This window comes from Asanoa iriomotensis (assembly GCF_016862515.1).
Lineage (GTDB): Bacteria > Actinomycetota > Actinomycetes > Mycobacteriales > Micromonosporaceae > Asanoa > Asanoa iriomotensis.
On sequence record NZ_BONC01000003.1, the window covers coordinates 24131 to 38166 of the forward strand.

The 14036-nt window shown below is 69.3% G+C and carries 13 protein-coding genes; 2 read left to right on the forward strand and 11 right to left on the reverse strand.

All coding sequences use genetic code 11. The features are described 5' to 3' along the window. Window positions 1-137: 137 nt before the first annotated feature. The 10 genes from Air01nite_RS03265 to Air01nite_RS03310 all read right to left on the reverse strand — a co-directional run bounded on the left by Air01nite_RS03265 (window position 138) and on the right by Air01nite_RS03310 (window position 12505). Window positions 138-1145 carry a TerC family protein gene (locus tag Air01nite_RS03265; protein ID WP_203700272.1) on the reverse strand — a complete coding sequence of 336 codons (1008 nt, stop codon included), beginning with the start codon at window positions 1143-1145 and terminating at the stop codon, window positions 138-140. Between the two features lie 207 nt (window positions 1146-1352). After that, window positions 1353-2744 (reverse strand): GH1 family beta-glucosidase, encoded by a 1392-nt coding sequence (locus tag Air01nite_RS03270; RefSeq protein WP_203700273.1) that lies wholly within the window; start codon window positions 2742-2744, stop codon window positions 1353-1355. Window positions 2745-2753: 9 nt separating this feature from the next. Then, window positions 2754-4979 (reverse strand): alpha-xylosidase, encoded by a 2226-nt coding sequence (gene yicI, locus Air01nite_RS03275; protein WP_203700274.1) that lies wholly within the window; start codon window positions 4977-4979, stop codon window positions 2754-2756. Beyond that, complete coding sequence (locus Air01nite_RS03280) at window positions 4976-5821, reverse strand: carbohydrate ABC transporter permease (protein ID WP_203700275.1); 846 nt, start codon at window positions 5819-5821, stop codon at window positions 4976-4978. Before Air01nite_RS03280 ends, yicI begins: the two co-directional genes overlap by 4 nt. A gap of 1 nt (window position 5822) precedes the next feature. Then, window positions 5823-6722 (reverse strand): carbohydrate ABC transporter permease, encoded by a 900-nt coding sequence (locus tag Air01nite_RS03285; protein WP_203700276.1) that lies wholly within the window; start codon window positions 6720-6722, stop codon window positions 5823-5825. 58 nt (window positions 6723-6780) lie between these two features. Beyond that, entirely contained in the window at window positions 6781-8091 is a 1311-nt protein-coding gene (locus Air01nite_RS03290; RefSeq protein ID WP_203700277.1) for an ABC transporter substrate-binding protein, read from the reverse strand. Window positions 8092-8174: 83 nt separating this feature from the next. Beyond that, window positions 8175-9182, reverse strand: coding sequence for a LacI family DNA-binding transcriptional regulator (locus tag Air01nite_RS03295; RefSeq protein ID WP_239090455.1), 1008 nt, complete (start codon window positions 9180-9182; stop codon window positions 8175-8177). Between the two features lie 161 nt (window positions 9183-9343). Further along, the gene (locus tag Air01nite_RS03300) at window positions 9344-9898 is read right to left on the reverse strand and encodes a YcxB family protein (protein ID WP_203700279.1); all 555 of its coding nucleotides are present in this window, start codon (window positions 9896-9898) and stop codon (window positions 9344-9346) included. A gap of 26 nt (window positions 9899-9924) precedes the next feature. Next, a complete protein-coding gene (locus Air01nite_RS03305) occupies window positions 9925-10569 on the reverse strand; it encodes a GNAT family N-acetyltransferase (protein ID WP_203700280.1) in 645 nt (214 codons plus the stop codon). A gap of 19 nt (window positions 10570-10588) precedes the next feature. Next, a complete protein-coding gene (locus Air01nite_RS03310; RefSeq protein WP_203700281.1) occupies window positions 10589-12505 on the reverse strand; it encodes a heavy metal translocating P-type ATPase in 1917 nt (638 codons plus the stop codon). 66 nt (window positions 12506-12571) lie between these two features. On the opposite strand from Air01nite_RS03310, the gene Air01nite_RS03315 reads away from it, so the two are divergent. Next, window positions 12572-12922, forward strand: a complete 351-nt coding sequence (locus Air01nite_RS03315) for an ArsR/SmtB family transcription factor (RefSeq protein WP_203700282.1) — start codon at window positions 12572-12574, stop codon at window positions 12920-12922. Between the two features lie 54 nt (window positions 12923-12976). Then, window positions 12977-13426 carry a PH domain-containing protein gene (locus tag Air01nite_RS03320; RefSeq protein ID WP_203700283.1) on the forward strand — a complete coding sequence of 150 codons (450 nt, stop codon included), beginning with the start codon at window positions 12977-12979 and terminating at the stop codon, window positions 13424-13426. Here Air01nite_RS03320 and Air01nite_RS03325 read toward each other — a convergent pair. Then, the gene (locus Air01nite_RS03325; RefSeq protein ID WP_203700284.1) at window positions 13423-14034 is read right to left on the reverse strand and encodes a DUF305 domain-containing protein; all 612 of its coding nucleotides are present in this window, start codon (window positions 14032-14034) and stop codon (window positions 13423-13425) included. The genes Air01nite_RS03320 and Air01nite_RS03325 overlap by 4 nt on opposite strands. Window positions 14035-14036: the final 2 nt, after the last annotated feature.

Consider the following 14036-nt stretch of genomic DNA (forward strand, 5'->3'; position numbering starts at 1 on the left):
TGTAGAGGCCGGGAGCCCAGAATCAGCCAACGCAGCGGCGCGCGTCAATGTGTTCCGGAAACTTTCGGCCGCCGAACCAGCACCGCGCCGGGCGGCAGCGTGGCTGCCTCCCCGGCGCGGTGTCCGACAAACGCTAGCTAGTGGACCGCGTCGACCTTCGGCTCCTTCGCGATCTCGGCGCGCTTGTCGCGTGCCGACTTGATCAAGCTGGCCACCGTCGCGATCAGCAGCGTGCCGATGATGATCGTCAGCGACAGCCAGATCTCGATGTGCGGCGCCCACGAGACGTGCTCGCCGCCGTTGATGAACGGGACGTTGTTGTCCGCCAGCGCTTCCAGGACCAGCTTCACGCCGATGAAGCCCAGCACGACCGCCAGACCCATGTTGAGATACACCAGCCGGTCGAGCAGGTGTCCCAACAGGAAGTAGAGCTGCCGCAGACCCATCAGGGCGAACACGTTCGCCGTGAACACCAGGTACGGGCTCTTGGTCACGCCGAAGATGGCGGGGATCGAGTCCAGCGCGAAGATCAGGTCCGTGGTGCCGATGGCGATCAGGACGATCAGCATCGGCGTGAACAACCGCTGCCCGTTGGAGACCGTGCGCAGCTTCACGCCGTCGAACTCGTTCGAGAACGGCACCGCCCGGCGTACCCACCGGATCGCCATGTTCTCGTTGAAGTCGCCGCCGGCGTGACCGCGCGCGAAGCTGATCGCCGTGTAGATCAGGAACGCGCCGAAGATGTAGAACACCCACGCGAACTGCGAGATCAGCGCCGAACCCGCCGCGATGAAGGCGCCCCGCATGACCAGCGCCAGGATGATGCCGATCAGCAGCACCTCCTGCTGGAGGTGCCGCGGCACCGCGAAGCGGCTCATGATGATCACGAAGACGAACAGGTTGTCGACGGACAGGCTGTATTCCGTGAGCCAGCCCGCGTAGAACTGGCCCGCGAACTCGCCGCCGCTGAAGATCCAGACGCCCACACCGAAGATCAGCGCGAGTCCGATGTAGAGGGAGACCCAGAGGGCCGACTCCCGGGTGCTTGGCTCGTGGGGGCGGCGGCCGATGATCAGCAGATCGGCGAGCAGCACCGCGACGAGCACGACGAGGGTGATGGCCCAGACCACACCCGAAACTTGCATGGTGTCCAAGGTTCCTCCGGCAGTCACAGGGCGTCATGAAGACGCCACTGATGGTGGCTGTCGGAGGTCTCTCCCATCACGGCCGTCGAGCTGCCGGACCGGCTAGGCCGGGCCGACGCCCGACCTGAGCCGGGCGGCAGCCGTGCTGACGACCTCGCCGCGAAGGAATACTCCCCTCCGCGCGCCATTGTGACGTACCCGCGTCCGCTACACCAAGCGGCCCGTCGCGGCGAGCTGCTTGTACCAGTGCGCGCTCTGCTTCCAGGTGCGCACCTGGGTGTCGTAATCGACCCGGATGATCCCGAACCGGCGGTCGTACCCGTAGCCCCACTCGAAGTTGTCGAGCAGCGACCACACGAAGTAGCCGCGCACGTCCGCGCCGGCGGCCCGCGCGTCAGCCACGGCCCCGATGTGCGCACGCAGGTAAGAGATCCGCTGGTCGTCCTGGATCGTCCCGTCGGGCGAGACGACATCGGCGAACGCCGCGCCGTTCTCGGTGATCATCAGCGGCTGGTTCGGGTACTCCCGGTGCATGCGCAGCAGGAGCTCGGTGAACGCCGGCGGGTCGATGTTCCAACCCATCGCCGTGTACGGGCCTGGCTGCGGCAGGAACTCGACGTTGTCCGCGGCGACCCACGGCGACGCCGCCGACTGGCCGTGCCCGTCGGCGGACGACCGCGGCGACACCCCGTCCCACGCGCGCACCAGCGTGCTCGAGTAGTAGTTGACGCCCAGCACGTCCAGCGGCACCGCGATCAGCTTCTCGTCGCCGTCGTGGACGAACGACCAGTCGGTCACCGAGGCCGTGTCGGCCAGCAGGTCCGCCGGGTAGGCACCGTCCAGCATCGGGCCGAGGAACGCCCGGTTGGCCAGCGCGTCGATCCGCCGCACCGCGTCGAGGTCCGCCGCCGAGTCCGACGCGGGGCGGATGACGTGCAGGTTCAACGTCACCGACAGCTCGGATGCCGGGGCCAGCTCCCGGACCACCCTGCCGGCCAGGCCGTGCGCCAGGTTCAGGTGGTGCACGGCGGCCAGAGCCGCGGCGGGCGACGTGCGACCGGGCGCGTGCACGCCGGACGCGTAGCCGAGATACGCCGAGCACCACGGCTCGTTGAAGGTCGTCCAGGTGTGCACCCGATCGCCCAGCGCCTCGACGATGCCGGCCGCGTAGTCCCGGAACCGCAGCGCGGTGTCGCGGGAGGCCCAGCCGCCAAGATCCTCCAGCTCCTGCGGCAGGTCCCAGTGGTACATCGTCGCCACCGGCCGCACGCCGCGCTCCAGCAGCCCGTCGACGAGCCGCGAGTAGAAGTCGATCCCGGCCCGGTTGAACGCGCCGGAGCCGCCCGGCTGCACCCGCGGCCAGGAGATCGAGAACCGGTAGGCGTCGAGCCCGAGCGACGCGATGTGCCCGAGGTCCTCCTCCCACCGGTGGTAGTGGTCGGCGGCGACGTCACCGGTGTCACCGTTCAACGTCTTCCCTGGGGTGTGGCTGAAGGTGTCCCAGATCGACGGCCCTCGGCCGTCCTCGGTGGCCGCACCCTCGATCTGATAGGCGGCCGTGGCCGACCCCCACACGAAGCTCTCCGGAAAATCGCTCACTGCCCTACCTCACACCGATAACCCGATAACCCGATAACCCGACGACGATCCCGCGACCAGTTCCGCGGACACCGTCCCATTGTCGAACCGCACCTCGAACTCGGCACCAGCGCCCTCACCCGGTGAAGGCACGGACACCCTGGTCCGCTGTCCGGCCACCGGTGCGAACACCCGCAAACGCACGTCATCCGCCCATTCGTAATCCGGCCGGTCGGTGCGCGCACCGAACGGGATCACCGCGCCGGGCCGCGCCAGCACCGGCAGACTGTCGAACTCGTGCTTCTCGGTCACCCAGGCCGGCCCGGTCAACTGAGCGCCGGTCACGAGGTGGGTCCAGGTGCCGGCCGGCACGTAGAAGGTGACCTCGCCGTCCGCGCTCATCACCGGCGCCACCAGGACGTCGGGGCCGAGCATGTACTGCCGGTCCAGGTACGCCGAGGTCGGGTCGTCCGGGAACTCCACAACCATCGGCCGCATCATCGGCACACCCGACCGGTGCGCCTCCTCGGCCACCGCGGCCAGATAGGGCATCAGCGACATCTTGAGCCGGGTGAAGTGCCGCAGCACGTCGACCGCCTCGGCGTCGAACGCCCACGGCACCCGATAGGAGCCGGAACCGTGCAGCCGCGAGTGCGACGACAGCAGCCCGAACGCGACCCACCGCTTGAACACCGCCGGATCTGGCGTGCCCTCGAAGCCGCCGATGTCGTGGCTCCAGTAGCCGAAGCCCGACGCGGCCAGCGACAGCCCGCCGCGCAGCGACTCGGCCATCGCCTCGAACGTCGACTCGCAGTCGCCGCCCCAGTGCACCGGGAACTGCTGCCCGCCGGCGGTGGCGGACCGGGCGAAGACCACCGCCTCACCCACGCCGCGCGCGGACTCGAGCAGTTCGAAAACGGCGCGGTTGTAGAGCTGCGCGTAGTAGTTGTGCATCCGCTCCGGATCCGAGCCGTCGTGCCAGACCACGTCGGTCGGGATGCGCTCGCCGAAGTCCGTCTTGAAGCAGTCGACGCCCATGTCGAGCAACACCTTGAGCTTGCCCGTGTACCAGGCGACGGCGTCCGGGTTGGTGAAGTCCACCAGCGCCATGCCCGCCTGCCACTTGTCCCACTGCCAGACCGAGCCGTCGGGCCGCTTCACCAGATAGCCGTTGCGGCGCCCCTCCTCGAACAGGTACGACCGCTGCGCGATGTACGGGTTGATCCAGACGCACACCTTGAGACCGCGCTCGTGCAGCCGGCGCAGCATGCCCTCGGGGTCGGGGAACGTCGCCGGATCCCAGACGAAGTCGCACCAGTGGAACTGCCGCATCCAGAAGCAGTCGAAGTGGAACACCGACAGCGGCAGGTCGCGCTCGGCCATCCCGTCGATGAACTCGGTGACGGTCTTCTCGTCGTACGACGTCGTGAACGAGGTCGAAAGCCAGAGACCATAGGACCACGCGGGTACGCGCGCCGGCCGCCCGGTCAGCGCGGTGTAGCGGCGCAGCACGTCCTTCGGGGTCGGCCCGTCGACGAGGTAGTAGGTCAGCGTCTGGCCTTCGACGCTGAACTGTGCCTGTGAGACGACCTCGGAGCCGATCTCGAACGAGACGTGCTCGGGATGGTCGACGAAGACGCCGTAGCCACGGTTGCTGAGATAGAACGGGACGTTCTTGTACGCCTGCTCGCTGGCCGTACCCCCGTCGGCGTTCCAGATGTCCACGGTCTGGCCATTCTTGACGAACGCGCCGAAGCGCTCGCCGAGCCCGTAGACGCTCTCCCCGACACCGAGACCCAACCGCTCGTGGACGTACGCGCGGCCGTCGGCGTCGGTGGCCAGGCCGATGCTGCGCTCCGTCGACGAGGTCAGCACCCGGTCGCCGTGCAGGAAGTCGACCCGCCACCCGTCGACGAGCGCGACCTTGGCCGTCAGCGCGCCGCTGGTCAGCGTGGCGGACAGCCCCGTGACGTCGACGGTGACCGGGTGCTCCGTGCCGGCGGCGACCGCGAACCGGGGCTCCTTCGGCAACCCGCCGAGGTGGTGGGCCACGGTCACACCGATGACGCCGTCGGCGGGGGAGAAGAACCGCACCGTGACGACCGGCCGGTTGAGGGTGTCGCCCCGGCCGGTGATCCGGCCGGTCGGTGCGAAGACGGTGAAACCGCGATCCTCGAGCTCGACCGACTCGACCGTGCCGGGGCGCAGCACGCCGACCCCCGGTCGCAGTTGCCAGTATCCGTCGGTGAACTTCACTTCTCGGCTCCTGCCGTGATGCCGCGCGAAAGGGTGCGCTGGAAGATGAGGAAGAAGAGGACGGCCGGCACCAGGCTGATCAGCGCGCCCGCGTTGGTGGTGGGCGCGTCCATCAACCGATCGCCCTGCAACGAGGCCAGCGCGACCGGGATGGTCTGCGTGCTGTTGTCGATGAGCATGACCAGCGGGATCAGGAACTCGTTCCAGGTCCAGATGAAGAAGAAGACGAGCAGCACCGCGAGGGTCGGCCGCAGGTTCGGGAACACGACCCGCCACAGCACGGTCCATTTGCCGGCGCCGTCCAGCGCCGCCGCCTCGAGCAGCGAGCGCGGGAACGTGCTCATCACCGAGGCGAGCAGGTAGGTGCCGAACGCGCTCTGGATGACGGTGAAGATGATGATCACCACGAGGCGGGTGTTGTAGAGCCCGACCTCCTTGGCGACGTAGTAGAGCGGGTAGATCAACGCCTCCTGCGGCAGCATGTTGGCCAGCAGGAACAGCCCGACGATCCAGAGCCGGCCACGAACCCGGCCGATGCCCAGGGCGTACGCGTTGAGCAGTGAGACGACGACGCCGAGCACCGCGACGGAGCCGGCGATCACCGCCGAGTTCCACAGCTTCAGCGGGAAGTTGACCTCGTTCCAGTAGGTCGTCAGGCCCTTGAGGTAGAACTCCGACGGCCAGCTCAGCGGCCCGGCGCTGGAGTAGTCGCCGGGCGACTTGAACGCGTTGAGCAGCATGAACGCGAACGGCACCAGCATGACCAGAGCGCCGAGCGTGACCAGGGCGAGCACGACCCAGCGGCTCGCGCCGCGGTGGCGCCGGTCGAGGGTGACGGCCATGTCAGACCTCCCGGTCCTGGCGCTCACTGCGGTACTGAGCCCAGATGAACACCACGGCCACGACGATGATGATCAGCGTGAGCACGGTGGAGATCGCGGAGCCGTAGCCGACCTGGAGCTTCTTGAAGAACGTGTAGTAGGCGAAGTACGACGGCACGTTGGTCGCGTTCTCCGGGCCGCCGCGGGTCAGCGCGAACACCGGGCCGAACACCTTCAGCGCGGCGATCGTGCAGGTCAGGGCGACCACGAAGGTCTCCGGTCGGATCTGCGCCAGGGTGATCGCCCGGAACCGGTGCCACCAGTTGGCGCCGTCGACCTCGGCGGCCTCGTAGAGCTCCGGGTCGACCCGCTGCAGCGCCGCCATGAAGACGACCACCGGGTAGCCGATCTGCACCCAGATCATCACGCCCATCACGGCGGGCAGCGCGGTGTCGGGGTCGCCGAGCCAGTCGTGCCGCAGCGCGCCGAGCCCGATCGCGTCGAGCAGTCCGTTGAACGCGCCGTCGGGCCGCAGGATCCAGCCCCAGACGATGCCGGCCACCACGACCGGGAGCACCTGCGGCAGGTAGAACGCGGCGCGCAGGGCGTTGACGGTGCGCGGCTTGAACCGGCGCCCGATCACGTCGAAGAGCACCGCGGCGAGCACGAGGCCGGCCAGTGTCGGCACGACCACCATCGCCACGATCATCGCGACCGTGTTCTTGAACGACGTCCAGAACACCTCGTCCTGGAACAGCCGGGTGTAGTTGTCGAAGCCGATGAAGGTGGGGTCGCCGACGCCGGACCACTTGGTCAGCGAGAGGTAGATGGTGCCGACCAGGGGAGCGCCGATGACGAGCAGGAAGAGCAGTCCGCCGGGTACGAGGTAGAGCCAGTAGCCGAGGCGTTTGGGCTTTGCCATGGGAGATCCTTCCGGGCCGGGGTGGGCGCGTCGGTGCCGTGCCCACCCCGTCGCCACGTCACTTGCCGGTGATCTCCTTGACGCCGTCGGCGTACGGCTTGCCGATCGTGTCGAGCACCTCGGCGGGCTTCTTGGAGCCGTTGATGAGGCTCTGGAAGCCGGAGACCAGCACGTCGTAGTAGCCGGGCACCGGCCAGTCCGGGTAGAACGCGAGGCCGTCCTGCTGGCTGATCGTGTTGAAGTTCTCGATCAGCTTCTTGTCCTTGGGGTCCGTGATCTGCGTGGCGTCGGCGGCGACCGGGACGCCGCCGTTGTTGCCGATCAGGGCCTGGATCTCGGGACGCAGGGTGATGTCGATGAAGTCGTACGCGAGGCTCTTGGCCTTGCTGTTGGTGGGAACCACCCAGAGGTTGCCGGACGAGCCCGCGTTGAGCTTGTTGCCGGGGAACAGGAACGAGTCCCAGTTGAACTTGATCTCGTCCTTGAAGCGGCCGTACCACCAGCTACCCGAGACGATCATCGGTGCCTTGCCGGAGATGAACGAGACGCCCATGTCCTCGGCCTTGAGGCTCGCGGAGTCCTTGGCGACGTAGCCCTTGCCCACCCAGTCCGCGAACGTCTCGGCGCCGTACTTCAGCGGGTCGGCCGCGAAGTCGACCGGGTTCTTGTAGAGCTGGTAGTTGTCGACGAAGGCGCGGTCGGCCTTGCTCAGCGCGAGCTGGTAGAAGAGCTGCCCGGCCGGGTACTCGGCACCGGCCTCGGCCAGCGGGGTGATGCCCTTGGCGACGAACTGGTCCATCGCCTTGGTCAGCTCGTCGTACGACGTCGGCACCGCGATGCCGTTCTTGTCGAACAGGTCCTTGTTGTAATAGACCATGACGTACTCGCCGTAGTTGGGCACGCCGTACCAGTTGCCCTCGCCCATCACGCCCTTGTCGCTGTAGCGGGCGGTGGTCTGCAGGCTGGAGCTGAGCTTCTTGTCCCAGCCGCGCTTCTCGGTCTCTTCGGTCAGGTCGGTGAGCAGGCCCTGCGAGGAGAGCAGGCCGGCGGTGGCGTTGCCCTTGTTGTACTCCATGATGTCCGGGCCTTCGGACGAGTTGATGATCATGCCGGCGTTCTGCTGGATCTGCTCGAACGCCTTGCGCTCGAACTGGACCTCGACGCCCGGGTGCTCGGTCTTGAAGGTCTCGATCGCCTTGTCCCACGCGATGCCCATCGCGCTGTTGGCGCTCTCGTAGTGCCAGAGCTTGAGGACCTTCGCGTCGCTGCCGTCGCCGCCGCCCTCGTCATTGCCGCCGCACGCGGTCAACGTCGTCGCGGTTATCGCGGCCAGCGCGACCGCGACGCCCAGCTTGCGGAATCGCCCCATTGCTATCCTCCTGGTGAGTATCGAGCCGGTACTTGTGTTGGCCCGCCGTCGTGTTGCAGCACGGCGGCGGGTCGTTGAGCTTGTTACCTGCCTGGCGGGCCGGTCGAGCCACGGATCTCCAGCGCGCAGGGCAGCAGTTGCTGGTGGTGGTCGCCGGTGACCCCATCCAACTGGCGGAGCAGTGCCTCCACGGCGATCCGGCCGAGGGCCGAGCCGGGAGAGGTCATCGCGGTCAGCGCGGGGTGGGCCAGTTCGGCCACCTGCGGCGAGGTCACCATCGAGACGACGGAGACGTCGCCCGGGACCGTGCGCCCTCGGGCGGCGAGCTCGCCGAGGATGCCGAAGACCGCGTTCTCGTTCATCGCCAGCAGCGCGGTCAGATCCGGTGCCTGGGCGAGCGCCGCGTCGAGCGCTTCGCGCCCGGCGGCGGCGCTGTCCTCGGCCGCGATCATCAAGGGTTCGAGGCCGTGGGCGGCCATTCTCGCGACAAAGGCGTCCCGGGTACGCACGGCGGGGCCGTAGCCGGCCGCGATCGCGGCTTCGGAGTGGTTGACGTAGGCGATCCTGGTGTGGCCGAGCCCGACCAGGTGGTCGACGGCCTCGCGGACGGTCTGGTCGAAGTCGATGTCCACGTAGGACAGCGCGGCCGTGTCGCTGGTGCGCCCGATGAGCACGAGCGGGACGCCGGCCTCCTGGAGCACGGCCACGCGCCCGTCCTCGACCTGGACCTCCATCAGCACGGCGCCGTCGAGCATGCGCTGGCTGGCCAGGCGGCGCAGGTCGTCGAGGTCGGTGGTGCCGACGGGGGCGAGCACGAGGTGGTAGCCCGCGGTGCTGGCGGCCGCCGCGGCTCCGGTGACGAACGCGGTCTCGGTGGCGCCGAGCCCACGCTCGTCCATCGGCATCAGCAGGCCGACGATCCGGCTGCGCCGGCTGGCCAGGCCGCGGGCCATGGCGTTGGGCTGGTAGTCGAGCTCGGCCATGGCCGCGTGCACCTTGTCGCGGGTGGCCTGGGAGATGGGGCGGGTGCCGGTCAGCACGTAGGAAACGGTGCTGACGGAGACCTGCGCGAGGCGCGCGACGTCATGCATGGTTGCCACCGCGCACCTCCCCTGATCAGCGGTGGGATCGCTCCCGGCGGATTGTCGAAGCGTTTCGACTAACCGGTTCGACGGAACCGTAGGCCACGCGTTACGGCGACGTCAATAGCTGATGTCAGATACCGGCCCAGCGGACAAATCGGACTGGCTGGTCAGGCCCGCCGGCTGCTGTGTGTGTCGAGGAGGGCGCGCAGCCGTGCGCGGTCGTCGTCGGCGAGGGCCCGCTTGGGCAGCACGAACATCATCGCGCCGAGGCGTTTGGAGGCGAGGAGCACGAAGGAGCGGTCGGTCTCGGCGTAGAGCGGGTACTGCGACCAGGACGAGCGCGACTCGCCGGTCGTGTTGTCGGCGTGCAGCCCGGCCTCGGTCACCGTGGTGCGGCACGGATGGGCGAACGCCGGGTTGCCGCGCATGAGCATGCTGGCCTGCCACCGGTGGACCCAGCGGACGAAGACCTTCGAAACGAGCAGCCCGAGCCCGCCGGCGACGACCGCGAGCACGGCGCAGACGACGAGAACGATCACGGCACCTTCGGCGGTCAGTTCCCAGGCGTCGGAACGGACCAGACCGATCGCCACCCCGACCAGCGGGAGCAGCAGCAGTGCCAGCGTCCAGCGGCGCGAGTTGACGGCTCGCTGCGTGGCGATCGCATCGACCAGGTCAGCGGCGGTGAGGGTGTAGCGCAGTTCGACAGGCCCCGTTGTCATAGCGCGCCAGCCTAGTGGGGGGTCGGTCACAGGCCGAGCAGGGGTTTGCATTCCTCGACGCCGTCGAGTGCGATGTCGGCGCGGCGGCGGGGCAGCCACTGATCGCGCGTGATCCGCCAGCGCTTCAGTTGAGCGGCTTCGCCCCGGCGGGTGGCCCAGTCGGTGCCGTTTTCCGCATATCCGAGCGCCTCGGACACCCGGTTCGACGCGTGGTTGTCGGCGAACGCGTCGCTGCCCGCCTCCCGTGCACCGAAACCGTCGAACGCGAGATGGAGGATCGCGGCGCGGGCTTCCTTGCCCAGCCCGCGGCCGCGGGCAGCCGGGGCCAGCCAGGAGAACGACGTGACCGTGCCGACCGCGGCGAAGTCGACGCCGATCAGGTCCTGCATGCCCAGTGGCTCGCCGTCGTGGCAGATCACGAAGTACAACCGCCAGAAGGAGGCGTCGACCTTCGACCGGCCGGACCAGATGGCCCGCATCCACCGCCATTCCCGGGCCGGGCTGTCCTCGTAGAGGGACATCGGATCGTCGAACGGCGCCGGCTGGTCGTCGACGACCACCCCGGCCCGCACCAGCGGCACGAGCCGCTCCAGCAGGTCGTCGGTCGCCGCGGCCAGCGTCAACCGCGGAGTCCGGACGGCCAGGTTCAACGGCGGGTAGCTGGACGGCATTGGGGGACCGTAACGCCGATCACGAGGGCGCGCTTCCCGATTTCGCCGCGCGACGCCAGGCCGCCTTGCGCAGGAGGCGCAGGCCGTTGAGGGCGACCAGGATGGTGGAGCCTTCGTGACCGGCGACGCCGAGCGGCAGCGGCAGGGTGCCGATCAGGTCCCACGCGACCAGGACCGCGATGACGGTCGCGGCGATGACCAGGTTCGCGGCCACGAGACGGCGCGCGCGGCGGGCGAGCGCGATGACGGTGGGCAGGGCGGTCAGGTCGTCGCGGGTGATGACGGCGTCGGCGGTGTCGAGGGTGAGGTCGGAGCCGGTGTGGCCCATCGCGACGCCGACGTGTGCGGTGGCGAGTGCCGGTGCGTCGTTGACGCCGTCACCGACGACCAGGGTGCGGTATCGGAGCGCGCGTACGGCGTCGACCTTGTCCGCGGGGAGCAACCCGGCGCGGACGTCGGTGATGCCGACCTGAGCCGCGATCCGGCCGGCAGTCCGGGCGTTGTCGCCGGTCAGGAGCACGGTGTTGGCCGCGCCGAGGCGGGCGACCGTCTCGGCCGCACCCGGTCGGAGCTGGTCGGCCAGCCCGAGCACGGCGGCGGGTCGGTGGTCGAGGTGCACCACGACCGCCGTGCGGCCGGCGTTCTCGATCTCCGCGACCGCGGCGCGGTCCCGGTAGGTCGGGCGGGCGACCGCCACGTGGTGGCCGTCGACCCGTGCGGTCACGCCGACGCCGGGGGTCGAGGCGAAGGCGTCGTGCGGTGGCAATGGCCGTGGCGCGGCGTCGACGATCGCGCGGGCCAGCGGATGCTCGGACGGGCTCTCGGCGGCCGCGGCCAACTGCAGCAGGCGGGTCTCGTCGACGGTGGCGCCGGCCAGGAGGCGGACGTCGGTGAGGCGGGGTGTGCCGGTGGTCAGGGTGCCGGTCTTGTCGAACGCGACCCGGTCGACGGTGGCGAGGCGTTCGAGCACGACGGCCGATTTGACGAGCACGCCGTGGCGGCCGGCGTTGGCGATGGCGGACAGCAGCGGCGGCATGGTCGCGAGGACGACCGCACACGGTGAAGCGACGATCATGAAGGTCATCGCGCGCAGCAGGGTCGGCTGGAACGCGGCGCCGAGGATCAGCGGCACGGCCACCAGGGCGAGGGTGGCGGCGACCATGGCGGTCGAGTAGCGCTGTTCGACCTTCTCGATGAACAGCTGGACCTTTGCCTTGGTCGCGCTGGCCGCGGCGACCTGAGCGACGATCCGGGCGATCACCGTCTCGGCGGCGGGCCTGGTGACGCGTACCGTCAGCGCTCCCGTGCCGTTGAGCGTGCCGGCGAAGACCTCGTCGCCGACCTCCTTGTCGGCCGGCATCGACTCACCGGTGATGGACGCCTGGTCGACCGCGCCGGCACCGGCGACGACCTGCCCGTCACCACCGATCCGTTCTCCTGGCCGGACCAGGATCACGTCACCGACCCGCAGATCGGCCGCGTCGACCGTCTCCTCGCCCCGGTCGGTGAGCCGGGTCGCCGTCTCGGGCGCCAGGTCGAGCAGGCTGCCGACGGAGTCGGCGGTCCGCTTGGTCGCGATCGCCTCCAGGGCACCCGAGGTGGCGAAGATGACGATCAACAGCGCGCCGTCGAGGACCTGGCCGATCGACGCGGCGCCGATGGCGGCGAGCACCATCAGCAGGTCGACGTCGAGGCGCCGCTGCCGCAGCGCGGTCAACCCGGCCCAGCCCGGCTCCCAGCCGCCGGCGACGTAACAGGCCAGGAACAGGGTCCAGGACACCACCGCCGGCGATCCGACGAGGTGGGTCGTCAACCCGGCGAGGAACAACACCGTCGCCGCGGCCGCCCAGCGGACCTCGCGCAACGCCCAGGTGCCGGACCTGCGCGGGCCGGCGCCGGTCGTGGTGGTGCGCGGCGCGGTGAGAGTCGTGGTCACATCGCCATCGTATATGCGCACTCATGCAGATACGCAAGCAAGCAGATGGCGGGTATGCTCGGCGGCATGCACAACTCGCTGCCTGACTTCGAGATGCCGCACGAGGAGCAGGTGCACCTGGCGGCCGAGACGTTCCGGCTGCTCGCCGACCCCACCCGGATCAAGGTGCTGTGGGCTCTGCTGCAGGGTGAGTCCTCGGTCGCGTGCCTCGCCGACCTCGCCGGCGCCGCACCGACCGCGGTCAGCCAGCATCTCGCCAAGCTCCGCCTGGCCGGCCTGGTCAAGGGCCGCCGGGAGGGCACCTTCGTCTACTATTCCGCCGCTGACGAGCACGTCCGGGGTCTGCTGCGGCAGGCCCTGTTCCACGCCGACCACGTGGATCGCGGCCAGCCGGACGCCAACTCCTATTCGCATTAGGAGTTGCCGTAGCCTGTAGCCACATCGCACCCCTCATGCTGACGGGAGAAGGCCTTGGCCGCACAGCAAGTGGGCTCGGCCGTCGCCGTGCGGTCCCGCACCTTGCGGACGCTCGCGATCGGTGCGGCCGTGGTGACCCTCGCGGTGATGTTCCCGTGGGAGCCGCTCACCGGTGGGCTGCCCGAGGGCAGCGTCTACATGCCCGAGGATCGGTGGGCGGTGGCCGGCAGTGCAGTCGTGCTCGCCTCGCTCTGGTTGGTCCTCCTGACCTACCGCGTCGACGCCGACTCCGACGGCATCCGGGTGCGTGGCCCGGTGCGGGATGTCACCGTCCCCTGGTCGATGGTGGCGGCGGTCAGTCACAACAGCGGGTCGCCGTTCTCGACACTGCTGCTGACGAGCGGCGACTCGGTGCAGATGGTGGCGCTCAACCGCTTCGACGGTCAACGCGCCGTCGACGACATCCGTGCGTTGCGCGCGCTCCACAAGGAATCCACGCCCTAGCCGACCCGGGCGCGCATGTCGCGCAGCGCGTCCACTTCCGCCTGCTGGGTCTTCCTGATCGCTTCGGCCAGGGAACGCACCTCGTCGGCCGGGTCGGCGGCCAGGACGGCGTCGACCATGGCGATCCCGCCTTCGTGATGGCGGATCATGAGATCGCAGAAGAGCCGATCGAGGTCCGTACCCGTGGCCTGGTTGAGCGTTTCGAGCTCTTGCGTCGTGGCCATGCCCGGCATCTGGCGAGTCGGGGCGCCGTGGTGCGTCCCGGTGCGGCTCATCCAGGCCATCGCGGGCTCGGTGGAGGTGGGCGAGAGGTTCCACTGCCGCAGCCACGACTGCATCGTGCCGATCTGGCTCTGCTGGCTGAGCGCGATGTCGAAGGCCACGGCGGTGATCTGCGGGTCGCCGCTCGCCGCGTAGGCGCGCATCGCCATCGCGACCGCCTGCGCGTGATGGGTCGACATCGACCGCGCGAAGCCGGCCTCCGCCGAGGTGTCGCCCGGCGCCCGGACGATCGGATAGAGGATGCCGATGCTGATGCCGACGGCGAGCGCCACCGCGGCGGCGGCGATCACGGTCCATGATGGACTTGCCGACCTGGTTTCACTCATTG